The sequence below is a fragment of the Pseudomonas sp. AL10 genome (assembly GCF_029960685.1).
Taxonomy (GTDB): Bacteria; Pseudomonadota; Gammaproteobacteria; order Pseudomonadales; family Pseudomonadaceae; genus Aquipseudomonas; species Aquipseudomonas lactis.
This window is the reverse complement of the sequence record NZ_JASBQZ010000036.1, coordinates 20481-45458: the sequence shown is the minus strand read 5'-3', so window position 1 is coordinate 45458 and position 24978 is coordinate 20481. Positions and strand designations below refer to the sequence as shown.

The following is a 24978-nucleotide window of genomic DNA, read 5'->3' as shown; positions in this document are numbered from 1 at the left end:
TCAGGCGGCCCCTTCGTTTTCTTCAACCAGGTCGAAACGCACCACCTTGCGGTTGCTCTGGTCACCGAGCAGCAGCTTTTCGACCACGAACACCAGGGTCAGCACCCCGCCAATCGGGATCGGCATATAGGTAATGCCCACGCGCAGGGTAGGGATGGCGCTCATGAACTGGTTCCAGGTGGACAGGCACAGCTTGGTGCCCCAAATCGTCATGAACACGCAGATGGTGCCCATCAGCAGTTGCGAGAGGATGCCGACGAGGCGGCGTTGGGTTGGCGGCAAGCGGTCAGTAACCATCGCCACCGACATGTGCGCACCGGCACGGTAACTGGCAGCAGCGCCGATAAAGGTGAACACCAGCATCAGCAGGATAGCGGTGGGCTCCGGCCAGCTGGAACCGGTGCCGAGGGCGTAGCGGGTGAAGATACCCCAGGGAATGATCAAGGCGACCCCCAATACCGACAGGCCGGCGACCCAGATGCAGGTCATGTAGAGGCGGTCATTGAAGCGCAGCAGTAAAGTCTTCATGGCGTTCACCGTGACCGGGCGCGTCGATACCGACCGCGCCGGGCCTTATGCAGGGCAGGGGAGGTTATTGAACCGCGTCGATGCGCTTGATCATGTCCGCATACGGCGCACCGTACTTGGCACGCACCGCGGCGGTGGCCTCATAGAAGGGCTTTTTATCGACGGTGATGAACTCCACGCCGGCCTTCTTGAGTTTCTCTTCACTGCTGGCGGACTTGGCGTCCCAGAGCACGCGCTCATCGGCCTGGGCGGCCTTGGCGGCGGCCTTGACCATGTCCTGCTGGGCGGGGTCGAGCTTGTTCCAGGTGATTTTCGACATCACGATGGGTTCGGGCAGGATCAGGTGTTCGGTGAGGGTGTAGTACTTGGCGTTCTGGAAATGGTTGTGTTCCAGCAAGGTCGGCGGGTTGTTTTCCGCGCCGTCGATAACCCCGGTCTGCAGGGCGCTGAAGATCTCGCCGGTGTCCATGGCGATGCCATTGGCGCCCATGGCGTTGAAGGCTTCGATGAAAATCGGGTTGCCTTGCACGCGGATCTTCATGCCCTTGAGGTCTTCGATCTTGCGCACCGGTTTCTTGGTGTAGAGGTTGCGCGTGCCGCCATCCATCCAGGCCAGGGCCACCAGGCCGAACTCGGAGTTGGTGATCTTGGCGAGGATCTCGTCGCCGATCTCGCCATCGATGACCTTGCGCATATGCGCCTGGTCGCGGAACACGAACGGCAGGTTGAACACGTTCACGTCGGGCACCACCGGGCCGACGATACCGAGGCTCACGCGGGTCATCTGCACGGCGCCGACCTGGGCCTGTTCGACCACTTCCTTCTCGGAGCCCAGCACACCGCCGGGGAAATACTTGAAGGTCAGCTCGCCGTTGCTCGCCTTGGTCAGGGCCTTGCCCATGTTTTCTTCTGCGACCACGGTGGGGTAGCCAGCGGGGTGGATATCGGCGAACTTGATTTCCAGCGCGTGGGCGGCGCTGCTGAGGGTGAAGATTGCAGCGGCGAGCAAGGTGCGTTTGAAGTCCATGGAAGTCACTCCTGTCTTGTTATTGTTGTATTCAAGGCACAGCGATTAAACGATGAAGCGGGGTTCGGGCAGCCCTTGGACGCCGGGGTTGAGGGCGAACACGCCACCGGACAGCGACTGTTCACTCGGGTCGTCACGGATGGAAGTGACGTACAGAGTGTCCAGGCGGCTGCCACCGAAGGCGCACATGGTGGGTTTTTTCACCGGCACGCTCAGGGAGCGGTCCAGGCGACCGTCGGGGGTGAAACGGTGGATCAGCCCGGCGTCGTTGGCGCAGATCCAGTAGCCGCCCTCGGCGTCCACGGCCGCACCGTCGGGGCGCCCAGGAAAGTCGTTCATATCAATGAACAGGCGGCGATTGGACGGTGTACCGGTCTCGATGTCGTAGTCGAACGCCCAGACCTGTTGCACCCGCGGGTGTGAATCGGAGGCGTACATCGTGCGGCCATCGGGGCTGAAGGCCAGGCCGTTGAGGGTGATGAACCCGCCCAGTTGCGCGTGGGGCGCAGTCCCGGACGCATAGCGATAAAGGACGCCCTCGGCGGCGTTCAAGCCCATGTCCAGCACCATGCTGCCGGCCCAGAAACGGCCCTGGCGATCGCAGCGGCCATCGTTCAAACGCATGTCCGGGCGTGAATGCTCGATGCTGGCCAGCGGCACGGTGTCGAGGCTGCCGTCGTTGTGGGCCGTGAGTTGAAAGAAGCCGGTTTGCATCCCCGCGACCCAATTGCCCGCTTGGGTGCGCGCAATACAGGCGAGCATCTCTGGGGCTTTCCACGCCGCCAGATGGCCGGTGGCGGCGTTCCAGCATTGCAGGCCGCCGTTGGGGATATCCACCCAATACAGCGCGTTTTCTTCAGGCACCCACACCGGGCATTCGCCCACGGCGTTACGGGCGTCGACAATCAATTCAGCACACATGGTCATTCCCTTGGGTTGCTGGGCACTCAGTCACCGAACGGCCCCGCCGCGCAGAACGCACCGCCCTGGTAGACCTTGGCCGGGTCATCGGCGGCCACAGGCGGTTGGGCTTCAACCTCGGCGCGGAACACTTCGGAGCTGTCCTTGGGCGCAAAGCCCAGGTGCGCGGCGTAGCGGTTGTCCCACCAGGTATCGAGGTTGGCCGACATGCCGTACACCACGGTGTGGCCGACGTTGGGCGTGTACAGCGCGCGTTCGAGCAGTTGAGTCAGGTCGTCGAAGCTCAGCCAGGTGTGCATCATCCGGCGGTTCTGCGGTTGCGGGAACGAGGAGCCGATACGGATGCTCACGGTCTGTATGCCATACCGGTCGAAGTAGAAGCTGGCCATGTCTTCGCCGTAGGATTTGGACAGGCCGTAGTAACTGTCCGGACGGCGAGGGGAGTGGGCGTCGAGTTGCTCGCCCTGTTTGTAGAAACCGATCACGTGGTTGGAACTGGCGAAGATCACCCGCTTGACCCCGTGGCGGCGGGCGGCTTCGTAGATATGGAAAATGCCACTGATGTTCGCGCCCAGCACCTCTTCGAACGAGCGCTCCACCGACACACCGCCAAAGTGCAGGATGGCGTCGACGCCCTCTACCAGCTGATGCACGGCGTGTTTGTCGGCCAGGTCGCAGGTTTGCACTTCTTCGCGAGCATCGGTGGCGGGGGCCATTTCAGCGATATCCGAAAGGCGCAGCACCTGGGCATAAGGACGCATGCGTTCACGCAGGACTTTGCCCAGGCCACCGGCGGCACCGGTAAGCAGCAGGCGGTTGAAGGGAGTGGGAGTGGTGGTGGTCATGGGCCTTCCAGATTTTTGTTGTAGGTTGTCGTATGACTATGGGGAAATAGTGTTAGGGATTCCTGGTGTTGTCAACTTCCTTCCCGGCGCATGAGATCAAATGTGGGAGCTGGCTTGCCTGCGATAGCGGTGGGTCAGAAAAGGGTGTGGTAACTGACCCACCGCCATCGCAGGCAAGCCAGCTCCCACATGGATGTGCGGCACCTTTGAGATCGAGTTCGACACTGGAACCTACAACAATGAAATCGGATAACTGATAAAAATCCGATTCTCATCGAACTCGTTATTGCTGAAGTCCCGGCGCATGGTTGAGTTGCGCCACTTTACATTCAGGTTCTTCAGCGCACCGCTCTGCACCGTGTAGGCCAGCTCCGACTCACGCCCCCACTCTTTGCCGTCGGTGATCGCCCCAGTGTGTACGTTGCTGCCGCTGATATAACGGTTCATCAGGGTCAGCCCCGGAACCCCGAGCACCACAAAGTTAAAGTCATGGCGCACCTGCCAGGACTTTTCCTTGGCGTTGTCGTAGCTGGCGTTGTAGCTGTCGTTGGCCAGGGTGCCGCCGCTGGTGCCGTTGATGCGCATCCAGGCGCTGTCGCCACTGAGTTTTTGCAGGCCAACGTAGAAGGTGTGGCCGTTGTATTTGGCTGAGAGCAGGGCGAACAGGGTTTTGTTATCGAGGTCGCCGGCCAGGGCGCTGCCGTCTTCCTTGCCGTTGAAGAAGCCGAGGTTGGCCCCCAAGGTCCAGTCGCCCACCGGCTGGCTGTGGGTGAGGTTGAGGTACTGCTGCTGGTAGATATCAGTCAGTTCGGCGTACCACAGGCCGACCTGGGTACGTTTGTCATTGAAGGTGTATTCGCCGCCGCCGAAGTTGAAACGGTCCGAGGTGAACGCGGCTTTGCCGTTCATGAACATGTCTTCCATGCTCGCGTCGTTGCGCGGGCTGTTGCCGCGAAACTGACCGCCATAGAGGGTTAGCCCGGCAATCTCATTGGAGGTGATTTGTCCGCCACGAAAGGTCTGGGGCAGAGAACGGCCATCGTCGGAACGCAGGATTGGCAGCACCGGCATCCATTCGCCAACCTTCAACTCGGTTTTCGACAGCCTGGTTTTCAGTGCGACACCCAGGCGCCCGAAATTGTCGGCGGGGCGGCCATCGTCATGTACCGGTAGCAGTTGCGTGCCGGCGGTGCCTTTGCCGCCATCGAGCTTTTGCGAATACAGGCCCAACACGTCTATCCCGAAGCCGACCGTGCCCTGAGTAAAGCCGGACTTGGCATCGAGGATAAAATTCTGCGTCCACTCTTCGGCCTTGCCCTGGGGGTTGGTCGGGTTGGTGAAGTTGCGGTTGAAGTAGGCGTTACGCAGATTGAGCGTGGCCTTGGCGTCGTCGATAAAGCCTTCGGCATGGGCACCCAGCGGCAGGGTGACGGCCAGGCTGCCGAGACCGAGAAGGCCCAGGCGCGTGCAGGAATGGCGGGCGGATTGACTCACAGTGAGGCTCCCTTTGTTTTGTTGTTTTTATTATTTGTTATACGTCGTCGTACAACATTGGGCGCGATATTTGCGAGGTTTTCGGGGCGTGTCAAGCAGAAGTTATATGATGACTTGGGTGAAACGATTCAACGCAGCGGCACGGCTGCCCTCTGTAGGAGCGAGCTTGCTCGCGAAAAACGTCAACGATAACGCGTGCTTCCTGAATGAACGCGGCGCCTGTGAGTTTTTCGCGAGCAAGCTCGCTCCTACATGGATTGCATTGCGACGCAGGTTTCAGTCAGCCATCACCATCGGCGGTAACGTTCCAAGCAGGGAAACCGCCGCCACCGCTGCAAGGCCCAGCAGCCACTCCATCATCACACTGGCTTTCAAACTGCCCAGGCGTTGCTCGCAGCGCTCGATACGCAACCGGTTCAACAACGCCAACCCCAGCATACCCAGCACCAGCCCCACCTTGATCAGCAAAATCAAGGCAAACCCTTGGAATAGCGGGGTAGGCCATAGTTGCCCGGTGAGCACGCGCACGTTGATCAGCCCGGTTACCAGCAAGCCGCCGACCAGGCCATATCCCACACCACTGAAGCGACGCAAAATCGGCTCCAGGCGCTGGCCTTGCGCCTGCTGGAGGATCAGCACCAACACCAGCAACCCCCCGAGCCAGGCCCCAACGCACAGCAGGTGCACCACCTGGTTGAGAATCAGCAACTGTCCACTCAGCCCGTCGAGCATGGCGCCGTGACCTACGGGTGCCAGGGTTGCCAGCAGCAGGGCGAGCAGCGGCAAGCGCAAGGCCGGCCAGGGCTTGATCAGCACGATCACCAGCAGCAGGTTCAGCAGCAGATGCCAGGCCCATACCTGACCAAAAAAGGTCTTGCCCAGCACCAACTGGAGGGTGGCCGGTTGCAGCGCCGCGTCCCAACTGCCGGCCATGCTGGCGGTGATCAACAGCAACCACGCAACACCGGTGACGAGCCCCAACCCAGCCAGGCCACGGGTGATGCGCAGCAGTTGCCGGTCCAGTGTCGGTTGCACATCAGCGCCGAGCAGCCAGGGCCTCAACCCCCAGGCCCCGAACATCAACAGCACGACGATGAAATGCAGGAAGCGGCACAGCACCAGCAGGGTTGCCATGGGTTATTGGCCGACCTTGAAACTGTAAGTGCCTTCGCTTTTGTGAGTGTCGACGGACACTGCATGCCATTCGACTTTATAGGTGCCGTTTGCCAGCGCAGCGGCAGGCGTGACCACCAGGGTCTTCTTGTCGGCGTCCGGAGTTTCCAGGCCCTTGATCGCAATTTCGGTGCCGTCCTTGCTCAGGGACACCTTGGTGAAGGTGGCTTCGACGCCTTCGCTGAAGGTCAGGCGCAGGTCTTTCGGCGCGGCGACATTGCTGTCAGCCGCAGGCTCCGCGCTCTTGAGGTGGGCGTGGGCAAACGCCGTGGAGGCGCCCAGCAGGGCAGTGAACAGGACAGCAGCGGTCAGGGACTTCTTGAGCAACATTGTTCAACACCGATCAGAGGATAGGAGTCGGCAGTGTACGAAGTTTCGGCTTGGCCTGTCGCCCCGATCTAGAGCCGGTGGTAGTCTTTAGGCCGTGTTGTTGTCAGGGAGCCCTTATGGGCAATCACAAGATCGGAATTCGTCGGGTCAACGTCGAGAAAATCCTGCTGGCGGCGGAGAAGGTCTTCGCCAACAAGGGCTATGGCAGCACCGCCATGGCCGACATCGCCGAAGAAGCGCAACTGCCGCGCTCCAACCTGCATTACTACTTCACCACCAAAAGCGAGCTGTACAGCGCGGTGCTGTTCGACCTGCTGGAGTTGTGGAAGCAGGACGCCCTGAGCTTTGAAACCTTTGACGACCCTCGTGTGGTGCTCAGCAGCTACATCCGCGCCAAGATGCAGCGCTCGCGCACGCGCCCGTATGGCTCCAAGGTCTGGGCCAATGAAATCATCCACGGCGCGCCCACACTCGGCGAGGCCCTGGATGAAAGCCTGTACGACTGGGCCAAGATGAAGGAAGCGAAGATTCGCCAATGGGTGCAAGACAAACGCATCCTGCCGGTGGAGCCCTCGAGCCTGTTGTACATGATCTGGGCCTCGACCCAGCACTATGCCGACTTCGACCACCAGGTGAAGATTTTGAATGATCACCAGCCGTTGTCGGACAGGCAGTTCGAGAAGGCCATTCAGACAGTGACCAGTGTGATTTTGCGCGGGATTGGCTTGGAACCTTGAGCTGATCGTTCCCACGCTCCGCGTGGGAATGCCGCCCTGGACGCTCTGCGTCCGCTCTTGCCAGGGTGACGCGGAGCGTCACAGGATGCGTTCCCACGCGGAGCGTGGGAACGAGGGGCAAGGATTACACCGCCTCCCGGTAAGGATTGCGCGGGTCCTGCGTCCAGTTCAAAAACGGCTTGCCGGTATCGATCGGCACCATCTCGATGCAGTCGGCCACCGGGCAAGTGATCTGGCACAGGTTGCAGCCCACGCATTCATCATCGATCACCTCATACAGATGCGTGCCATCGGCCTGCTTCAAGCTGGCAATGGCCTGGTGCGAGGTGTCCTCGCAGGCAATATGGCAACGCCCACAGCCAATGCACGCCTCTTGGTCTATCTTGGCGATGACCTGGTAGTTGATGTCCAGGTACTTCCAGTCTGTGGTATTGCCCACCGCCCGCCCGGAAAACGCCTGCAGGTTGGCATGGCCCTGGCTGTCCATCCAGCGCGACAAGCCGTCCTTCATCTCTTCAACGATGCGAAACCCATGCAGCATCGCCGCCGTGCACACCTGTACCGCGCCGCAGCCCAGGGCGACAAACTCCGCCGCATCCCGCCAGGTGCCGATACCGCCGATGCCGCAGATCGGCAGGCCGTGGGTCTGTGGGTCGCGGGCGATTTCGGCGACCATGTTCAACGCAATCGGCTTGACCGCCGAGCCGCAGTAACCGCCGTGGGTGCTCTGGGTGCCGACCACCGGCAGCGCGACCATACGTTCCAGGTCCACGCTGGTGATGGAGTTGATGGTGTTGATCAGCGACACCGCATCGGCGCCGCCGCGATAGGCCGCCCGCGCCGCCACGCGGATGTCGGTGATGTTCGGCGTGAGCTTGACGATCACCGGCAGTGAGCAATACGTCTTGCACCAGCGCGTCACTTGCTCCACGTACTCCGGTACCTGGCCGACGGCGGCGCCCATGCCCCGTTCGGGCATGCCGTGTGGGCAGCCGAAGTTCAGCTCGATGCCGTCGCAGCCGGTCGCCTCCACCAAGGGCAGGATGTTCTTCCAGGACGCTTCGACACAAGGCACCATCAGCGAGACGATCAGCGCGCGGTCCGGCCAGTCCTTTTTCACCTGGGTGATTTCCCGCAGGTTGATCTCCAGGGAACGGTCGGTGATCAGTTCGATATTGTTGATGCCCAGCACTTCACGGTTGGCGCCATAGTGCGCGGAGTAGCGCGACGACACGTTCACCGCCGCCGGATCTTCCCCCAGGGTTTTCCACACCACGCCACCCCAGCCGGCCTCGAAGGCGCGCACCACATTGTAGGCTTTGTCGGTGGGCGGCGCGGAGGCCAGCCAGAATGGGTTGGGCGCTTTGATTCCGGCGAATACAATCGAGAGATCGGCCATTACGCAGCCTCCACAGTCAGCATGAGTTGAGCATGCATGGCTTCGGCGGCCCGCTTGCCATGTTGTACTGCCTGGACGGTGAGGTCCTGGCCGAGGCTGACGCAATCGCCGCCGGCATACACCCCAGGGATGCTGGTGCGCAGTTGCTCATCGACGAAGATGCGCTCGCCGACGCGGTGCAACTGCTGGGCCAGCGGGTCGTGCAGGGCGTCGTTGTCGAAGCCTTGCCCGATCGCCTTGAAGATCGCATCGGCGGCCAGTTCGAAGGTTTCCCCGGTCGGCAACAGGCGACCGTTTTCCAGGCGGGTGCGGGCAAAGCGCATGCCGCGTACGCGGCCTTGGTCGTCGAGCAGAACTTCGTCGGGTTGGGCCCAGGTCAACAGCCGTACCTGATTGGCCTTGGCGATGTCCTGTTCGTGGTGGGTCGCGCCCATGTCGGCCAGGCCACGGCGGTACACTAGGTTGACATCGCGGGCACCGAGGCGGGCCATCTGCACGGCCATGTCGATGGCGGTGTTGCCGGCGCCGAGCACAATGCAACGGTCGGCCAGGGGCAGTTGGGTGAGGTCGTCGGCCTGGCGCAGTTCGCGGATATAGTCGGTGGCGGCGAGCAGGCCGGGGGCGTCCTCAAAAGGCAGACCCAGCTGTTTGCTGGCAGCGAGACCCAGGCCGAGAAACACCGAGTCGAATTGCTGGTGCAGTTCGCTCAAGGTCAGGTTGTCGCCCAGACGCTGGCCGTGGCGAACCTCGATGCCGCCAATCTGCAGGAGGAAATCCAGTTCCCTTTGAGCGAAGTCGTCCACCAGTTTGTATTTGGCGATTCCGTATTCATTCAGTCCGCCGGCTTTTTCCCGCGCTTCGAAAATCACCACGTCATGACCGTGCAAGGCGGCGCGGTGGGCGCAGGCCAAACCGGCTGGCCCGGCACCGACCACGGCGATGCGCTTGCCGGTGGGCGCGGCGCGTTGGAACGGGTGTTCGCTGAAGTGCGCGTTGTCGATGGCGTAGCGTTGCAACAGGCCGATCAGCACAGGGGCGCATTCTTCGGCGTTATTGCGCACGCACGCTTGCTGGCAAAGGATTTCCGTCGGGCACACCCGCGCGCAACTGCCACCGAGGATGTTGGCCGAGAGGATCTTCTGCGCGGCGCCTTGCACGTTGTCGGTGTGGATGTTGCGGATGAACGACGGAATGTCGATCTCGCTGGGGCACGCATTCACACAAGGCGCGTCGTAGCAGTACAGGCAGCGCGAGGCTTCAAGCTGGGCCTGGCGGGCGTTGAGGGGCGGTGCCAGGTCGGTGAACTGGCTGGCGAGGGTGGCCCCGTCTTCGCGGGGGTGGGGGAGGTGGGTCAGGGTCTGGATCACGGTGTTGGCCTCACGGTTATTGAGGTGCTGCCTCTGATGGGCGATCGTTCCCACGCTCTGCGTGGGAATGCCTCACTGGACGCTCCGCGTCCGCTTTTTTTGGACTCAGCGGTTCACAGCCACTGGCTTGCAAAGCGCTGCCCGCTTGCTCAACTGCTCGAACACCGACGGATACGCCGGCCGCTCCACATACCGTCCGGCCCCTCGCTCGGCGCGCAGGTCGCCATCGGCCCACACCAGCTTGCCCTGGCTGATGGTATGGCTGGGCACGCCGCGTACGGTCTTGCCTTCGAAGATGTTGAAGTCCACCTGCTGATGGTGGGTCTTGGCCGAAATGGTCCGCGTGCCCTCGGGGTCCCATAGCACCAGGTCGGCATCGGCGCCCACACGTATCGCGCCTTTGCGGGGGTAGAGGTTGAAGATCTTCGCGGTGTTGGTGGAGGTCAGCGCGACAAATTCCTGCATCGACAAACGCCCGGTATTGACGCCTTCGTGCCACAGCAGCGCCATGCGGTCTTCAATGCCGGCGGTGCCGTTGGGGATCTTGCTGAAGTCATCACGCCCGGCGGCTTTTTGCTCGGCGCAGAAGCAGCAATGGTCGGTGGCGGTGGTGTGCAGGTTGCCCGCTTGCAGGCCATGCCACAGTGCCTCTTGGTGCCCGCGCGGGCGGAACGGCGGGCTCATCACATAGCCGGCGGCGGTCTGCCAGTCGGGGTGCTGGTACACACTGTCATCGAGCAACAGGTGGCCGGCGAGCACTTCACCGTACACCGCCTGGCCCTTGCCTCGGGCATAGGTGATTTCATCCAGGGCTTCCTTCGTCGACACATGCACCAGGTACAGCGGCGTGCCGATGGTTTCGGCAATCCGGATGGCACGGCTGGCCGCTTCGCCTTCCACTTGAGAGGGGCGCGACAGCGGATGGGCTTCCGGCCCGGTGATGCCCTGGGCCATCAGTTTGCGTTGCAGGTGATACACCAGTTCGCCGTTTTCGGCATGCACGGTGGGCACCGCGCCGAGTTCCAGGCAGCGTTCGAAACTGGCAACCAAGGTGTCGTCGGCCGCCATGATCGCGTTCTTGTAGGCCATGAAATGCTTGAAGCTGTTGATGCCGTGATGGCTGACCAACTCGGCCATTTCCTCGCGAACCTGCTCGCTCCACCAGGTGATTGCTACATGAAACCCGTAGTCGGCGGCAGACTTTTCGGCCCAGCCGCGCCACTGGTGGAAAGCTTCCATCAGCGATTGCTGCGGGTTGGGAATCACGAAGTCGATGATCGAGGTGGTACCACCGGCCAAGCCTGCCGCCGTACCACTGAAAAAGTCTTCACTGGCCACGGTGCCCATGAAGGGCAATTGCATATGGGTATGGGGGTCGATGCCGCCCGGCATCAAGTATTGGCCGCTGCCATCGAGTACTTCGCAGCCTGCGGGAATATCCAGATTCGTGCCAATGGCGCGAAGTAGACCCTCTGCGCATAACACATCGGCGCGGTAACTTTCATCATGGGTAATAACGGTGGCGCCACGGATCAACAGCGACATGTCGAGTTCCTCACAGGCTTGACCGGCTTGTGCCAGTTCTAAGTGTTGTAATACTGCGTACCGATGACGGGTTAATTCCTGTCATTGGTGACAGGAATAGAAACTAGCCCGAGTTTTTCGAATGAGCAAGAAGATTTTTCGCAAGTCTTTATAGTTTTTATATTATTGATATACATAAGGAAAATCCTGTTTTCACCAAAATGAAGCACGCCCACCCTGTTTTGACGCACTTGACAGGTTCTTGATCTGATCAATATTTCTTATTGCAAATCAGGCGCTTGAGATATGCCGCTTGACGGCGTCGAGAAATAAAAATAATTGTGATGCACCAGATTGAGACCTGAAGGTTCGAGCAACTTGTGAGTTGTTTAGCCTGACGCATACGGCAAGTACCGCAGGCTCAATTGGAAAGCTGATAAACATCAGTACGTTATATAAGCGGTACGGGCTCAGAGGCGGTTGTCGGCACGGTTATTGAGTGCACGGGCAGTTGGCCGGAACCCTGGATGTCATGTTGTCGATGCGGTACTCCGGCCACCTGAACCTAGCGTGCAGGTGAGCAACAATAATTTTAAAAAAACCGTGGAGCGGCCATGCAACAGAACAGATCGCAAGTCATCGAGCGCAACGGCCTGTACGAACTCGACGCCGGCCCCGACGTCCTCGACAGCCCTCGCTACAACCACGACATGGCACCTACCAAAGTGCACGAGCGCACCTGGAACAAATGGCACATCACGGCGCTATGGGTCGGTATGTCGATCTGCGTGCCCACCTACACCCTGGGCGGGGTGCTCACGGCGTATTTCGGGCTGTCGGTGGGAGAGGCGCTGGTAGCGATCCTGCTGGCCAATATCGTGGTGTTGATCCCGCTGACCCTCAACGCGTTTCCCGGCACCAAGTACGGCATTCCGTTTCCGGTGCTGTTGCGTTCGTCCTTTGGCATCCTCGGCTCCAACGTGCCGTGCCTGATTCGTGCGCTGGTGGCTTGCGGCTGGTTTGGTATCCAGACGATGTTCGGCGGGCTGGCGATCCACCTGTTTTTAGGCTCGATTTTCGACGGCTGGAAAGCCCTCGGCGGTACCGGTGAGGTGATCGGTTTCATGCTGTTCTGGTGCTTGAACCTATGGGTGGTGCTGCGCGGCGCCGAGTCGATCAAGCGCCTGGAAACCTTGTCGGCGCCGCTGTTGGTCGCCGTGGGAGTTGGCCTGCTGGTATGGGCGATGCCGAATGTGTCCCTCAGCGAGCTGATGGCGATCCCACCCAAGCGCCCCGAAGGCGCAAGCCTCACCGGTTACTTTATGGCGGGGCTTACGGCGATGGTGGGTTTCTGGGCCACGTTGTCGCTGAACATTCCCGACTTCAGCCGCTACGCCAACAGCCAGAAAGACCAGATTCTGGGGCAGATCTTCGGCTTGCCGCTGACCATGTTCCTGTTCGCCGCCCTCGGCGTGGTCATGACCGCCGCCTCGGTGAAACTGGTGGGGGTCAGCGTCTCCGACCCGGTGAGCCTGATCGGTCATATCCAGAGCCCGGTGTGGGTGGCCATCGCCATGGCGCTGATCATCGTCGCGACCTTGTCCACCAACACCGCGGCGAACATCGTCTCGCCCACCAACGACTTCCAGAACATCGCGCCCAAGTTGATCAACCGTACCACGGCGGTGATCCTCACCGGCCTGGTAGGGCTGGCGCTGATGGCCCATGAACTGCTGAAAAAACTCGGGCTGATCGTCTCGGACGTGAGTCTTGAAACCGTGTATTCCAATTGGCTGCTGGGTTATTCGAGCCTGCTGGGGCCGATTGCCGGGATCATGGTGGTGGACTACTTCATTACTCGAAAACAGCAGCTGGACCTGGCCGGCCTGTACCGCGATGACGTGTACCCGGCCTGGAACTGGAGCGGCTTTATCGCCTTTGGCGTACCGGTGGTGCTGACGCTGCTGTCGCTGGGCAGCGATGCGTTCAGCTGGTTCTACAGCTACGGCTGGTTCACCGGCTCGGCGTTGGGCGGGGTGTTGTATTACGGGCTCAATGCCAAGCGCGCTAGCAGTCCACTCACCGCCAAATCCCCGTTGTAAACACGGTTCAGGTGGGAGCTGGCTTGCCTGCGATAGCGGACTATCAGTTAAAGCCGTGTCGCCTGACACACCGCTATCGCAGGCAAGCCAGCTCCCACAGTTGACCGCGTTAATTCATAAGAACCTGTAGCCTGAGGAGACCCCCATGAACGCTGCCCTCGACGTTCTGCAATCGACCCATCAGCACATCAACCGCGACCGTCTGTGGCAGTCGCTGATGGACCTGGCCAAACTTGGCGCCACCCCCAAGGGCGGTGTGTGTCGCCTGGCCCTCACCGACCTCGACCGCAAGGCTCGCGATCTCTTCGTGCAGTGGTGCGAAGCGGCCGGTTGCACCGTGACCATCGACGGCATCGGCAATATCTTTGCGCGTCGCCCCGGCCGCAACCCCGACCTGCCGCCAGTGATGACCGGCAGCCATATCGACACCCAGCCCACCGGCGGCAAGTTCGACGGTTGCTTCGGCGTGCTGGCCGGTGTGGAAGTGCTGCGCACCCTTAACGACCTGAATGTGGAAACCGAGGCGCCGCTGGAAGTGGTGGTATGGACCAACGAAGAAGGCTCGCGCTTCCCGCCGTGCATGATGGGCTCAGGGGTGTTTGCCGAGAAGTTCACCCTGGCCGATACCCTGGCCAAAGTGGATGCCGATGGGGTCAGCGTGGGGGAGGCGTTGAACGCGATTGGCTATGCGGGAACGCGGCCGGTCAGCGGGCATAAGGTCGGCGCTTATTTCGAGGCCCATATCGAACAAGGGCCGATTCTGGAGGATGAACACAAAACCATCGGCGTGGTGCTCGGCGCCCTCGGGCAAAAGTGGTTTGACCTGAAGCTGCGCGGTGTTGAGGCCCATGCCGGCCCTACACCCATGCACTTGCGCAAGGACGCCCTGGTCGGCGCGGCCGCGGTGGTGGCCGCCGTGAACGCGGCGGCGTTGGCGCACCAGCCCCATGCGTGCGGCACGGTGGGCTGCCTGCAAGCGTATCCGGGATCGCGCAACGTGATTCCCGGTGAAGTACGCATGACCCTGGATTTTCGTCACTTGGAACCGGCACGGCTGGATTCGATGATTGCCCAGGTGCGCCAGGTGATCGAAGACACCTGCGCCAAACATGGCTTGAGTTTCGACCTGCAGCCCACGGCGGACTTCCCGCCGCTGTACTTTGACAAAGGCTGTGTGGAGGCGGTGCGCGATGCCGCCAATGGCTTGGGCTTATCGAACCTGGACATCGTCAGCGGGGCAGGGCACGACGCGATCTTCGTGGCTGAGCTGGGCCCGGCGGGGATGATCTTTGTGCCGTGTGAAGGCGGCATCAGCCACAACGAAATCGAAAATGCCGCGCCGGATGACTTGGCGGCAGGGTGTGCGGTGTTGTTGCGCGCCATGCTAGCCGCTTCAGCGGCCATCGCCAGCGGCAAACTCGCGGCCTGATCGTTCCCACGCTCCGCGTGGGAATGAACCCTGTGACGCTCCGCGTCACGATTTTAAGGGCAGACGCAGAGCGTCCTGAACGACGTTCCCACGCAGAGCGTGGGAACGATCAGTAGTCAGCAGGTTATTAGCCCGGCTGCCAGCCGCCGCCGAGTGCGGTCAAGAGTCCCACGCTTGCCTGCAATTGCCGGGTCTGCACCGCCTGCAACGTTCGCTGTGCCTGCAACGCGGCGGTTTGGGCGGTGACCACGTCCAGGTAACTCACCGCCCCGGCCTGATAGCTATTCATCGCCAAAGCCTGGGTATGTTGCGCCGCCTCTGCCGCCGCTTGCTCGTCCTCGGCTTGCTGCTGCAGGTCTCGCAGTTGTGCGAGGTTATCCTCCACCTCACGCACGGCTTTCAAGACGTGGCTACGGTACTGTGCCGAGGCCTCCTCGAACTCGGCCTTGGCCTGGCGCTCGTTGGCGCTCAAGCGCCCGCCGTCGAAGATCGGCAGGTTCATCAGCGGCCCCAGCGCCCAGTACCGGTTGCCGGCGGACAGCAGGTTGCCGACGCCTTGGGTCTGCCCGCCCAGCACACCGGTCAAACTGAAATCCGGAAACCAGGCTGCCTTGGCCACGCCGATCGTCGCGTTGGCTGCAAACACGCGACGCTCAGCGGCGGCAATGTCCGGGCGACGCTGCAGCAGGTGGCTGGGCAACTGCGCCGGAATGCCTGGCAACGCCATTAATTGCGAACTGGACGGCAGTGAAAAATCACTGGCCGTTACGCCCACCAATGCACCGATGGCATGCTCGACGAGGTTGCGCTGGCCACGCACTTCGTCCAACTGTGCCTTGGCTTCGGCCAGTTGGTTTTGCGCGCGGGTCAGGTCCAGTTCCGACGCAATCTGGCCTTCATAACGGCTGCGGGTCAGTTGCAGCGCCTGGCTGAATTCCTCCAGTGAACTGTTGAGTATCCTGCTTTGTGCATCCAGCCCATTGAGCTGCACATACAGGCTCGCCAACTGCTGTTGGAGGCTCAAGCGCACCACCGCCAAATCATCAAAGGACGCTTGTGCCTGGGCATCGCCCGCGGCGACCTGATTGCGGATTCTGCCCCACAGGTCGAGGTCGTATCCCAGGGAGAACCCAGCGGTATTGCTGTTGTACACCGACGGCTGTGTAGTGCCGCGTAACGGTCGTGAATCCGATTGACGCTGGCGCAGCGGTTGCGCGCTGGCGGTGATTTGCGGGAAAAGGCCCGCGTGCAATTGGCTGGCGTAGGCCTGGGACGCATCGAAGTGCGCGAGCGCCGCGGCCAGGTCCGGGTTGGCCTTGAGCAGTTGCTGTTGCAGCGCGTTCAGGCGCGAATCGTGGTAAAGCTGCCACCACTGGGGCGCCAATTGGTCCGACGGTTGCGCACTGTGCCAAGGGCCATCGCTGGTTTGTTCACGGTAGTTCGCGGGCAGGTCAATCGACGGCACTTTATAGCTGGGTGCTATCGAGCAACCCTGCAACGCCAGCAGCACCAACGCCGCCAGCGGCTTAAGCTTTGGGCGCATGGGCACCTCCCGAGGCGTCGGCCAGTTGCACCGGGTCGCCTTCGCGCAGGGCGTCGGGCGGGTTGTCGATGATACGGTCAGCAGGCTTCAGGCCCTGGTCGATCACCAGGCGCTCGCCGAGGTCCAGGCCAATATGAATGTCTTGCAGGTGCACATGGTTGCGACCGTCCAGTATCGCAACCTGGGTGCCCTGGGCGCGGAAGATCAAGGCGCTGGCCGGGATGCTCACGCCATGGGTGTCAGCCGGAATCGGCAGGGTGACTTCGGCGTAATCGCCCGGCAGCAGTTCGCCGTTGGGGTTGTCGGCGACGAACTGAGCGAGCAGGGTGCCGGAGCGGCGGTCGATGGCGGTGGAGTCACCGATCAGACGTGCCTTGAAGTGCTCGCCGGGGTGCTCGGGGACGGTCAGTTCGGCCTCAAGGCCTGTATGGATGACCGCTGCATAGTTCTGCGGCACCGGCACATACAAGCGCAATTGGTGGGTGTCGGCAATGTTGAACAGTTCCGGATCGCTGGCGTTATCGGCCTTGATCAACTGGCCGATGTCGGTGTTACGGGCGGTGATGGTGCCGGCGAACGGCGCGCGAAGGGTCTTGTAGCTTTCCAGGGCGCACAGTCGCGCATAGTCTGCTGCAGCGGCTTCGGTGTTGGCCTTGGCGGCTGCGGCGTTGGAGGTTTTTTCATCGGCGTCCTGGCGCGATACCGAATGGCTGGCCAGCAGGTTTTGCCAGCGGGTCGCCGTGGTGGCTGCCAGGTGTGCATTGGCTTGTTGCTGGATCAGGCGCGCATGGGCCTGGGCCAGTTGTTGGTCAAGGTCGGGGCTGTCGATTTCGGCGAGGAGTTGCCCGGCCTTGACCTGGGCGCCGATGTCGACTTTCCAGTCCTTCAAGTAGCCGCTGACCCGCGCATGGATCGCCGCCTTGCTCCACGCCTCCAGGTGAGCGGGCAGGCGTAGGGTGTCACCGCCGGCGTTTGGCTTGGGTTGGAACACCATCACCTGGGGGACGGCGGCGGCTTCGGTCCAGGCGGTGACCGATTGCTCGTGCAGCGTACGCGCGTGCAGGCCGCTGGCGACCAACAGGGCAGCCAACGTCAGGCCACCGACACCCAGGAGCATCAGGCGCTTGCGCGAGGGTTTTTGATCAGGCGACATGGGGCGTTTCTCCAGCAGTTGCGCGAGTAGGATGACGGCCGTGGACCAGGCTGAAGACCACGGGAACAAACAACAAAGTGGCGATGGTGGCGAAGATCAAGCCGCCGATGACTGCCCGGCCGAGCGGGGCGTTCTGCTCCTCGGAAATCGCCAGGGGCAGCATGCCGATGATCATCGCCAGGGCGGTCATGCACACCGGGCGAAAGCGTGTGTAGCCCGCTTCCAGCGCGGCTTTCAACGCATCGCCATGTTCGGCCAGGCGCTCACGGCAGAAGCTCACCACCAGGATCGAGTTGGCGGTGGCCACGCCCATGCACAAGATGGCGCCGGTGAGTGCTGGCACCGACAACGAGGTGCCACTGAGGAACAGCATCCACACGATGCCCGCCAATGCTGCAGGCAACGCCGTGATGATCACAAAGGGGTCGGCCCATGACTGGAAGTTGACCACGATCAGCAAGTAGATCAGCACCACCGCGCCGAGCAGCCCGAAGCTCAAACCACTGAACGCCTCATGCAGCGCATCGATCTGCCCGTGCAGGCTGATGGTCGCGCCTTTGGGACGCATGGACGCCGTGTCATCCAGCACTTTTTGCACATCGCGGGCCACACCGCCGAGGTCGCGGCCTTGCACGTTAGCGTACAGGTCCAGGGTCGGTTCGATGTTGTAGTGGGTCACCACGGCCGGGCTTTGTACCCGGGAGATGGTTGCCACGCCGCCGAGGATTTGCGCCTGCCCGTTTGCCCCCGTCACCGGCAGCGCTTCCAGGGACGGCAAGCTGTCGAGGCGGTATTGCGGGGTGGCAGCGACGATGGAATAAGACACGCCGTTGGCCGGGTTGAGCCAGAAGGTCGGCGCGGTTTGCGAGCTGCCGGCGAGGGAGGCGACCATGCTGTTGGTGACATCACGCTCGGTAATGCCCAGGCCGTTGGCGCGCATACGGTCCACGTTTACTTGCAGCGAGGGGTAGCCGGTGGACTGCTGGATACGCAGGTCGGCAATCCCCGGTACATGCTGCAAGCGCCGTTCAAGTTCGACGGCATAAGCGCGGTTTTCTGCGTCATTGCGCCCGGAGATTTTGACGTCCAGCGGGGCGGGGGCGCCGAAGTTGAGGATCTGGCTGCTGATGTCGGCGGGCAGGAACGCAAAGTGGCTGCCGGGGAAACTTTGCGGCAGGGCTTCGCGCAGTTTTTTCACATAGTCGGCGGTGGGCGCGTGGTGCGTTTTCAAGCTGACTTGAATATCGCCATCCTGCGGGCCGATGGTGCCGCTGCTGCTGTAGGCCATGTCGATGCCGCTGAGCGGAATGCCAATATTGTCGACGATGGTGTCCAGTTCTTCGGCCGGGATGACCTCGCGAATCCGCGCTTCGATGCGGTCGAACGCCGCGGCGCTTTCCTCGATGCGCGTGCCCAGGGGCAAGCGCACATGCAGGGCCAAGGCACCCGCATCGGTGGCCGGAAAAAAGTCCTGGCCCAGGCTCGGCAACAGCAGGAACGACGCGAGTACGCAGGCCAGGAACCCGACAATGAAGCGCTTACGTGCGCCCAGTGCCAGCGTCAGCAGGCCATGGTAGGTGTCGCGGACATTGGAAAAGTGCCGCTCGAATCCCTGTTGAAAATTCAGCACCGATTGCAGCAATGCATTACGTGGTTTCAGGTGCTGTTCGCCCTCGTGGTGGTTGATGAATGCATCTTCCGGATGATGCCCAGCGCCTGACTCCGGCCGATGTGGTTTGAGCAAAAACATCGCCAGCGTCGGCACCAGGGTGCGCGAGAGAATGAACGAACTGGCCATGGCGAAGATCACCGCCAATGCCATCGGCCGGAACAGGTAACCGGCAATGCCTTGCAGCAAAAACATCGGCACGAACACGATGCAGATGCACAGCAGTGAGACGAACGCCGGGCCGACGATTTGCGCGGCGCCGTCGAGAATCGCGGTCTTCACCGTCTTACCTTGCTCCAGGTGCCAGTTGATGTTTTCGATGGTCACCGTGGCGTCATCCACAAGGATGCCCACGGCCAACGCCAGCCCGCCCAGCGTCATGACGTTGAGGGTTTGCCCGCTGACGGCCAGCAGCGCGATGGCCGAAAGCACCGCCAGGGGAATCGAGGCGGCGATGATCAAGGTCGAGCGCCAACTGCCAAGAAACAACAGGATCATTGCACTGGTAAGCAGGGCGGCAATGATGCCTTCCTGGGCCACGCTGCCCACCGACTGTTTGACGAACACTGAGGCATCGCCCAGCAGCGAGGTTTTCAATGACGGCGGCAGGGTTTCGTTGATGCGCGGCAGCATCTGGCGGATACCGTCGATGATCGACAGCGTGGAAATGCTGCCGTTTTTCAGCGCCGGCATGAGCACGGCGCGATGGCCGTCGACCCGCACGATGTTGGTTTGCGGCGGTGCACCGTCGCGCACGTGGGCCACTTGGCCGATGGTGATCAGCGCCCCGTCGACGGTCTTGATCGGCAAGTCGTTGAGCTCATCAATGGCCTTGGGGCTGTTGTTGAGCAGGATCGTGTATTCGTTGGGCCCCAGCTTGGCGGTGCCCACCGGAATGATCTGGTTCTGCAGCGCCAGGGCATTGCCCACATCCTGGGCCGACAAGCCTTTGGCGGCGAGGGCTTGGGGGTCGAGGTCGAGCGTAATCTGCCGCTGCTTGCCGCCCATCGGCGTGGGCATGGCCAGGCCGGGCAGGGCGCTCAAGGGCAGGCGGATATTGTTCTGCACCAGGTCACGAATTTTGGCTTCCGAAAGGCTGGGGCTGGAGAACGCCATTTGCAGGATCGGCACCGTGGAGGCGCTGTAGTTGAGGATCAGCGGCGGGGTGATGCCCGGTGGCATTTGCTTGAGCACGGTTTGTGACACCGCCGTGACCTGGGCATTGGCGGTACGGATGTCCACGCCAGGCTGGAAGAAGATCTTGACGATGCCCATGCCGGGCAACGATTGCGACTCGATGTGTTCGATGTCGTTGACGGTGGTGCTCAGGGAGCGTTCGTAGGTGTAGATCACCCGGCCGGCCATGGCGTCCGGGGACAGGCCGTTGTACTGCCAGACCACGGCGACCACGGGAATGCCGATATCGGGAAAAACATCCGTGGGCGTGCGCAGGGCCGCCATCGGCCCGATGATGCAGATGAATATAGCCAGCACGATGAAGGTGTACGGCTTGTGCAGTGCGGTCTTTACCAGCCCGAGCATGCGTGAGTCTCCGAGAAGAGCAGGATTGCAAACCCCGGCAGTCTTGCCCGACCCACCTAACACGCACCTTTCAGCCAGGTGAAGGAAGTTTTAGTTAACGGCTGAAGATCCTTTCATAGGGATTCATTTGTTCCAGGAGAGGCGGCTGATCAAGCTTGTCAGTCATCGGATACGACCTTTTCATTCATGCCCTTTGGAGCCCTGTCATGTCACTTAAACCATTGTTGTTAGTTCCCGTCCTTGGCTTTGTCTGCTTTCTATCGGCATGCGCCGGCCCGATCCCCAAGGCGGACCCCAGCCAAGCCTGGATCGGCTTGCAGGAAGAAGCGCCGAATGACCTGATGGCCGAGCGTGTCGATGGCAAACGTGTGGACGATGGGCGCTATTTTGAAGTGACCCCGGGGGACCATCGCCTGGACGTGACCTTATTTGAAGACGAGCCGGGTGACGACAACCAGCAGGACTGCCAGGGCCGCATCGAGTACAAGCATTTCAAGGCGGGTGAGCACTACACCCTGGTGGAGTCGAGCCTGGGCACCACGGTGCGCGCGTCCCTTGAGGACGGCCACGGCAAGGAAATTGCCGCGACCCAGGACTTCAATTGCATGCCTGGCTAGGCGTGATGCGCCGTCGTCTTGCGTGGCTCGGCGGGTTCAGCAGGTTTGACGTGGGGGTGATGATGCCGGCGCGTCACGCGCATGACCCCCCACAGCATGGCGGCGGCGACGGCCAGCCAACCACAGATCAACAGGAAAATCGTTGTCGCAAGGCTCATTCGGGCCTCCTTTCGCCCACTTGGGGCACACACAGTCTTCTCAATGGACAGTCTAGTCAGCTGACGGTTGCCTGCTATTGACCAATGGTCGAGTCCGTCCAACTTGTTTGCTCTATCGTCACCGCTTTATTGCACGCGTCGGCTATAGATATCTTGCGCCGCCCCCTGTAGGAGCGAGCTTGCTCGCGAAAAACGTCAACGATGACGCAGGCTTCCTGAATAAACGCGGCGCCTGTAAGTTTTTCGCGAGCAAGCTCGCTCCTACGGGATAGAGAAAGCGCGATTGGGCTATGATCGGGGCCTTTACCGGCAGTTGATCAAGAGAGTGAAAAAATTGCGCTTACGGTCGAACCTTAAAACTTCCTTGCTACTGGCCGTTGCCCTTGGGTTGGCGGCCTGTTCCAGCAACACTCCATCGAAACTGCCTGGCTTGCCCGAGCGCGTCGAACTCAATGGCGTGCCGACCTTTCGCAGTGAGGCTTATCAGAGCGGTCCTACGGCACTTGCCAGCATGCTGTCGCAACAAGGCGTTGTCATGACACCGGGTTTGCTTGATAAGCCGCTGCGCCTGCCCGGCGCCGAGGCGGGCCTTGAGCGCAACATGCAGGTGCTGGCGCGTGAGTACGGGCTGATGGTGTACCCATTGGAGGCCAAGCTGACCGCCGTGCTGGCGCAGGTGGCGGCGGGTTACCCGGTGATGGCGCGGATCAACGCCAGCTATTGGTCCGGGGCGCGTTATGTCGTGGTGGTGGGGTTCAACCAGCAGAAGAGTACGGTGCTGTTGCGCTCAGGCAATGAGCGCCGCTTGAGCATGAGCTTCAGCGACTTTGAGTCGGCGTGGAAGGGCGCGGGCCATTGGGCCATCCTGACCCAGCGCCCGAGCCAGTTGCCGGCCAATGTGGACGCGCAGCGCTGGCGCGATGCGGCCAATGCCACGGCCCAGGCGGGGCAGGAGCAAGCGGCGGCCCAAGCGCTCAAGGTGTTGGCAGAGAAGAAGTGAAACTCAAATGTGGGAGCGGGCTTGCTCGCGAAGGCGCAGTGTCAGTCGCTGAATGCTTAGGCTGACCCACCGCATTCGCGAGCAAGTCCGCTCCCACACTAAAATCGCTGTTTATCGACGTACTTCCGTAGCGGTCGCTCGATTCTTGAGGTTTTTATCGGCCTTGTAACGCAGCGCCACATCCGGCACTGCGCCGCCTTTGCCGGTCTCGACCCAGCTACGAATACGGCTGGCATCGGCAAAATGGGTGAACTTGCCAAAGGCATCCAGGATCACCAGCGACACCGGGCGATTGCCCATGCTCGTCACCAGCACCAGGCAGTGGCCGGCCTGGTTGGTGAAGCCGGTCTTGGTCAGCTTGATATCCCAGTTGGCGCGGTTGATCAGGTGGTCGGTGTTGGAGAAGCCCAAGGTGTAGTTGGGCTTGCGGAACGACACGGTCTTTTCCTTGGTGGTGCTCAGCTGGCTCAGCATCGGGAATTTACGCGCATAGGCCAGCAGCTTGCTCAGGTCGCGGGCGGTCGACACGTTATGGATCGACAGGCCGGTGGGCTCCACGTAGTGGGTGCTGGTCATGCCCAAGGACTTGGCCTTGGCGTTCATCGCCGCGATAAAGGCTGCGTAACCGCCAGGATAATGGTGGGCCAGGCTCGCAGCGGCGCGGTTTTCCGAAGACATCAGCGCGATCAGCAGCATTTCCTTGCGCGGCATCTGGCTGCCGATCTTCACCCGGGAGAACACGCCTTTCATCTCGGGCGTGTCGGTGATGTTGATGTCGATGTACTCGTCCATATTCTGCTTGGCTTCGAGGACGATCAGGCCGGTCATCAGCTTGCTCACCGAGGCGATAGGTACCACCACGTCGGGGTTGCTGGAATAAATGACTTTATTGGTCTGCAAATCGACCAGCATGGCGCTGCCGGAGGCGATTTGAAGCTTGGAGGCGTCACGCGGGGCCAGGGTGGATTCGGCGGCGTGGGCGAAGGTGCCTGCCAAAGCAAAAAACAGGCTGACAATAGAAAGACGAATTTTCACGCGGATGAACTCGCTAAAAAGTAAGGAAATGCCGTTGTGAAACGGATTTTGTGACAAATGGCGTTACATTTTAGGAGTATGGATCATAAAGTGATAGAGAGCCTTTAAATAAAGGCTGTAAGCCGATGATTGGTTAGGCTGTGCCGATTTTAAACCTATGGCTTTGTTATTTTTTCTCGCGTGTCCTCATCGATAAGCTGTCGAAGTTGCTCAAACAGGGGATCGGCATCGGTGTACTTCTTGCCGTAAGCTAGATTGAACTCGTAATTGAAGCCCGGTGGGTTCTTGCCCTGATTGTGCTGGAGCAGCGTTTCCAGCTTGTCCAGCGCCTTGACGGCTCTTGCCTCCGCAGACTGTGCGTGCTCATAGTCATCCCAGAGCGCCAATATCTCAGCTTTCAGCGGCTCATCCAGCGCAGAGGTCAGAAGCACAAGATCGTCTCTCTCTTGCTCGCCCTTGTTGGGAAACGCCGCCTGACTGACTGCTGGGATGTCTCCGTTGATGGCCTCCCCCAGATCGTGAATGACGCACATCTTGAGGATCTTCAGCATGTCGGGCTCGGCCAGTTGATCTTCGAAAACAATGGCCATCAGGCAAAGACGCCAACTGTGTTCCGCCGTGCTTTCGGTGCGCCCGGAAGAGGTGTGTGCACTTCTGAGTACATCCTTGAGTTTTTCCGTTTCGCGGAGGAATTCTAGGCGCCCTTTGATTTTGTCGATGTTCATGACGTTCTCTGTCTCCAGTGGCGAAGGCTATGCTAGTGGAGTCAGATTAAGCCCGGGTAGTCTGAACGTCCACGCATACAATATGCACAGCGCAGGGCAGTCAAAGCGTCTCCACCAAACGCGCCGATGTACCGTCTGAAAGAGGAATGCGCGTCCACCGACAGGCGCTCTGGCTGATAGGCACAACAAGCGAGTCATTGTGGCCGGTAACGAACTCGATCGCCGGTGGCGCACTGACTTCCCTCCACCCGGTTTCATCCAGGGAGAGCTCCTTGCTGATGATCTCCGGTGTCGCAAAGCGCCATAGCGAACGCCCCAGCAATTCGCTCACGGGGCTTGCGAACTGGGCTGCGCGGGCAGGGGAGCAAGCCAGCAGACGGTGGGTCAGGTCGCACATGAGATGAACGGGCCGTGAGCTTTCCCTGACCAGGCGAGCCAAGGCTTGATCGGCGGCCGCATCAAGGCGGGCGGCGAGCAATTGCTCAAGCTGTTGGTGCGCGCAGGGGTCGATTGCCTGTACGCCGCTTTCCCAGCGCGAAATAGTGGATTGGGTAACGTTGAACAACTGCGCAGCGTGGGCTTGTTTGACTCGGTGCAACAAGCGCCACCGCCTGAGCGCGATGCCAGGCAAGGCTGGCTTTGGGAAGATGCCAGGCATTT

General features: G+C 61.0%; 22 protein-coding genes. 5 read left to right on the top strand and 17 right to left on the bottom strand.

Annotated features, from left to right (window positions below; genetic code table 11):
- The 7 genes from QK296_RS23710 to copC all read right to left on the bottom strand — a co-directional run bounded on the left by QK296_RS23710 (position 1) and on the right by copC (position 6318).
- The gene (locus tag QK296_RS23710) at positions 1-528 is read right to left on the bottom strand and encodes a TRAP transporter small permease (protein WP_003192293.1); all 528 of its coding nucleotides are present in this window, start codon (positions 526-528) and stop codon (positions 1-3) included.
- A gap of 64 nt (positions 529-592) precedes the next feature.
- Positions 593-1555, bottom strand: coding sequence for a TRAP transporter substrate-binding protein (locus QK296_RS23705; protein ID WP_003192291.1), 963 nt, complete (start codon positions 1553-1555; stop codon positions 593-595).
- Positions 1556-1600: 45 nt separating this feature from the next.
- Positions 1601-2476, bottom strand: coding sequence for an SMP-30/gluconolactonase/LRE family protein (locus QK296_RS23700; protein WP_282391401.1), 876 nt, complete (start codon positions 2474-2476; stop codon positions 1601-1603).
- 26 nt (positions 2477-2502) lie between these two features.
- Positions 2503-3321 (bottom strand): NAD(P)-dependent oxidoreductase, encoded by an 819-nt coding sequence (locus QK296_RS23695; RefSeq protein ID WP_003192287.1) that lies wholly within the window; start codon positions 3319-3321, stop codon positions 2503-2505.
- Positions 3322-3552: 231 nt separating this feature from the next.
- Positions 3553-4815 (bottom strand): OprD family porin, encoded by a 1263-nt coding sequence (locus QK296_RS23690; RefSeq protein ID WP_032896494.1) that lies wholly within the window; start codon positions 4813-4815, stop codon positions 3553-3555.
- A 276-nt stretch (positions 4816-5091) separates the two neighbouring features.
- A complete protein-coding gene (gene copD / locus QK296_RS23685; RefSeq protein WP_003192285.1) occupies positions 5092-5949 on the bottom strand; it encodes a copper homeostasis membrane protein CopD in 858 nt (285 codons plus the stop codon).
- A 3-nt stretch (positions 5950-5952) separates the two neighbouring features.
- Positions 5953-6318: a copper homeostasis periplasmic binding protein CopC gene (gene copC / locus QK296_RS23680; protein WP_282391398.1), complete on the bottom strand. Its 366-nt coding sequence runs from the start codon at positions 6316-6318 to the stop codon at positions 5953-5955.
- Positions 6319-6434: 116 nt separating this feature from the next.
- Here copC and QK296_RS23675 point away from each other — a divergent pair, with 116 nt between their 5' ends.
- Positions 6435-7055 carry a TetR/AcrR family transcriptional regulator gene (locus tag QK296_RS23675; protein WP_003192282.1) on the top strand — a complete coding sequence of 207 codons (621 nt, stop codon included), beginning with the start codon at positions 6435-6437 and terminating at the stop codon, positions 7053-7055.
- 124 nt (positions 7056-7179) lie between these two features.
- On the opposite strand, the gene preA is transcribed toward QK296_RS23675, so the two are convergent.
- The 3 genes from preA to hydA form a co-directional block, all read right to left on the bottom strand.
- A complete protein-coding gene (gene preA, locus QK296_RS23670) occupies positions 7180-8454 on the bottom strand; it encodes an NAD-dependent dihydropyrimidine dehydrogenase subunit PreA (RefSeq protein WP_003192280.1) in 1275 nt (424 codons plus the stop codon).
- The gene (locus QK296_RS23665; protein WP_003192279.1) at positions 8454-9821 is read right to left on the bottom strand and encodes an NAD(P)-dependent oxidoreductase; all 1368 of its coding nucleotides are present in this window, start codon (positions 9819-9821) and stop codon (positions 8454-8456) included. The genes preA and QK296_RS23665 overlap by 1 nt, the downstream gene beginning before the upstream one ends.
- Positions 9822-9926: 105 nt before the next feature.
- A complete protein-coding gene (gene hydA / locus QK296_RS23660; RefSeq protein WP_169912700.1) occupies positions 9927-11366 on the bottom strand; it encodes a dihydropyrimidinase in 1440 nt (479 codons plus the stop codon).
- 593 nt (positions 11367-11959) lie between these two features.
- On the opposite strand from hydA, the gene QK296_RS23655 reads away from it, so the two are divergent.
- Both QK296_RS23655 and QK296_RS23650 read left to right on the top strand, forming a co-directional pair.
- Positions 11960-13447, top strand: a complete 1488-nt coding sequence (locus QK296_RS23655) for an NCS1 family nucleobase:cation symporter-1 (protein WP_034134296.1) — start codon at positions 11960-11962, stop codon at positions 13445-13447.
- 145 nt (positions 13448-13592) lie between these two features.
- Complete coding sequence (locus QK296_RS23650) at positions 13593-14876, top strand: Zn-dependent hydrolase (protein ID WP_003192274.1); 1284 nt, start codon at positions 13593-13595, stop codon at positions 14874-14876.
- A gap of 127 nt (positions 14877-15003) precedes the next feature.
- Here the strand turns inward: QK296_RS23650 and QK296_RS23645 are convergent, their stop codons facing one another.
- Genes QK296_RS23645 through QK296_RS23635 form a run of 3 tightly spaced genes read right to left on the bottom strand, consistent with a single transcriptional unit; the run spans position 15004 to position 20783 of the window.
- Positions 15004-16419 (bottom strand): efflux transporter outer membrane subunit, encoded by a 1416-nt coding sequence (locus QK296_RS23645; protein WP_282391392.1) that lies wholly within the window; start codon positions 16417-16419, stop codon positions 15004-15006.
- The gene (locus QK296_RS23640; protein ID WP_003192272.1) at positions 16403-17572 is read right to left on the bottom strand and encodes an efflux RND transporter periplasmic adaptor subunit; all 1170 of its coding nucleotides are present in this window, start codon (positions 17570-17572) and stop codon (positions 16403-16405) included. The genes QK296_RS23645 and QK296_RS23640 overlap by 17 nt, the downstream gene beginning before the upstream one ends.
- Positions 17562-20783 (bottom strand): efflux RND transporter permease subunit, encoded by a 3222-nt coding sequence (locus QK296_RS23635; protein ID WP_282391388.1) that lies wholly within the window; start codon positions 20781-20783, stop codon positions 17562-17564. The genes QK296_RS23640 and QK296_RS23635 overlap by 11 nt, the downstream gene beginning before the upstream one ends.
- A 206-nt stretch (positions 20784-20989) precedes the next feature.
- On the opposite strand from QK296_RS23635, the gene QK296_RS23630 reads away from it, so the two are divergent.
- Positions 20990-21400, top strand: a complete 411-nt coding sequence (locus tag QK296_RS23630) for a hypothetical protein (protein WP_034134300.1) — start codon at positions 20990-20992, stop codon at positions 21398-21400.
- Here QK296_RS23630 and QK296_RS23625 read toward each other — a convergent pair.
- Positions 21397-21558: a hypothetical protein gene (locus QK296_RS23625; protein ID WP_003192266.1), complete on the bottom strand. Its 162-nt coding sequence runs from the start codon at positions 21556-21558 to the stop codon at positions 21397-21399. The two genes, QK296_RS23630 and QK296_RS23625, sit on opposite strands and share 4 nt — an antisense overlap.
- A 334-nt stretch (positions 21559-21892) precedes the next feature.
- On the opposite strand from QK296_RS23625, the gene QK296_RS23620 reads away from it, so the two are divergent.
- Positions 21893-22558, top strand: coding sequence for a peptidase C39 family protein (locus tag QK296_RS23620; protein ID WP_003192265.1), 666 nt, complete (start codon positions 21893-21895; stop codon positions 22556-22558).
- Between the two features lie 111 nt (positions 22559-22669).
- On the opposite strand, the gene pbpG is transcribed toward QK296_RS23620, so the two are convergent.
- From pbpG to QK296_RS23605, 3 genes are all read right to left on the bottom strand, one after another.
- Complete coding sequence (gene pbpG / locus QK296_RS23615) at positions 22670-23593, bottom strand: D-alanyl-D-alanine endopeptidase (protein WP_003192264.1); 924 nt, start codon at positions 23591-23593, stop codon at positions 22670-22672.
- 155 nt (positions 23594-23748) lie between these two features.
- Positions 23749-24318 carry an HD domain-containing protein gene (locus tag QK296_RS23610; protein ID WP_034134301.1) on the bottom strand — a complete coding sequence of 190 codons (570 nt, stop codon included), beginning with the start codon at positions 24316-24318 and terminating at the stop codon, positions 23749-23751.
- Between the two features lie 100 nt (positions 24319-24418).
- Entirely contained in the window at positions 24419-24976 is a 558-nt protein-coding gene (locus QK296_RS23605; protein ID WP_057711247.1) for a helix-turn-helix transcriptional regulator, read from the bottom strand.
- Between the last annotated feature and the right edge of the window lie 2 nt (positions 24977-24978).